Origin of the sequence: Mesorhizobium sp. B1-1-5, from assembly GCF_006443065.1 — a bacterium.
Lineage (GTDB): Bacteria > Pseudomonadota > Alphaproteobacteria > Rhizobiales > Rhizobiaceae > Mesorhizobium.
This window is the reverse complement of sequence record NZ_VFWS01000418.1, coordinates 1-1,356: the sequence shown is the minus strand read 5'-3', so window position 1 is coordinate 1,356 and position 1,356 is coordinate 1. Positions and strand designations below refer to the sequence as shown.

Sequence of the window (1,356 nt, the reverse complement as noted above, 5' to 3'; positions counted from 1 at the left end):
GCCGCTGGCCTTGCCGTGGCCCTCTGTGCTGCCGGCCGGCGAACCGCTGCGCCAGACGGTGAGCCTGCGCCTCACCGGCAGCGCCGGGATGCCCGCCGCGACCGCGAGTGCCGAACCGGTCCGCATCGAACTCGGCGAGACCGGGCCGAGGCTGCCCGATGTCGGCGTGATCGTCTATCCCGAGGACGTCGAGGCAACGCTGGCCGAACTGCCGATGCTCGCAAGGCGCGGTCCGCAGCAACTCCTGTTCCACTTCGATCCGACGCGCGGCCACGGCCTGGACGCGCTGCGCGCCCATGCCCGGCTCGCCGCGGCGCATCCCGCCTCGACCACGCTCGAATGCGTGGTGGCCTGCACGGGCGACCTCGATGCCGAATTCTCCGATGTCGCCGATATGGTGCGCCGGGTCGGCCTGCGGCTCGATGCGGTTGCCGTCTCGCCTTCGGTCGACCGCCAGTCGACGCCGCCGGGCAGCGCCTGGCCGGCATGCCCGCCGCTGGAAGAAATCTATGCCGCGGCGCGGCGCGCCTTTCCCGGGATCCGCCTCGGCGGCGGCATGTTCAGCTATTTCACCGAGCTCAACCGTAAGCGCGTGCCCGCCGACCAACTCGATTTCGTCACGCACTGCACCTGTCCGATCGTTCACGCCGCCGACGATCTCAGCGTCATGCAATCGCTGGAGGCGCTGCCCTTCATCACCCGGTCGACCCGGGCGATCTTCGGCGACAAGCCTTACCGGATCGGCCCGTCGACCATTGCCATGCGACAGAACCCCTATGGCGGCGCGACCAAGGACAATTTTGCCGGCCAACGCATTGCCATGGCGAACCGTGATCCCCGCCATGCCGCGCAGTTTGCCGCCGCCTGGACCATTGGCTATGCCGCGCGCGTCGCGCCGGCCGGGCTGGAGATGCTGACACCGTCCAGCATCACCGGACCATTCGGCGTGCTGGCCGCATGCGGCGAACCTGTCGCCGAGGGATCGCCGCGGCCGATTTTCCGGGCCGTCCAAGGGCTTTGCGAACTGGCTGGGCTCGCGCATGTTGCCGCGAAAACAAGCGACGAGACGCGTGTTGCGGCGCTGGCCGGTCGCGCCGCCTCGGGCGACATTGTCGTCTGGCTGGCGAACCTGACGGCGAACGACGTCCCGGTTGATGTTTCGGCACTGGGTCAGGGCCATCTTACGATGTCGCCCTACGCCATTGTCCGGGTTGGCTAGAGCTACTTATCGGAATTCATCACATAGAGCGCACGCGAGCGTTCGAGATGCTTGATCATCGCCTTTTCGGCGCCGTCGGCATCACGGTGCTCAATGCGGTCGATGATCTCCTCATGCTCGGTAAGCGTGTATTGTTC

At 67.4% G+C, this 1,356-nt stretch carries 2 protein-coding genes; one reads left to right on the top strand and one right to left on the bottom strand.

Annotated elements, in window-relative coordinates; all coding sequences use genetic code 11:
• Positions 1-1,219 (top strand): hypothetical protein (locus FJ980_RS31975; protein WP_140547487.1); only part of this gene is annotated, 1,219 nt, incomplete at its 5' end.
• Positions 1,220-1,221: 2 nt separating this feature from the next.
• Here the strand turns inward: FJ980_RS31975 and FJ980_RS31970 are convergent.
• Positions 1,222-1,356 (bottom strand): FCD domain-containing protein (locus FJ980_RS31970; protein WP_140547486.1); only part of this gene is annotated, 135 nt, incomplete at its 5' end.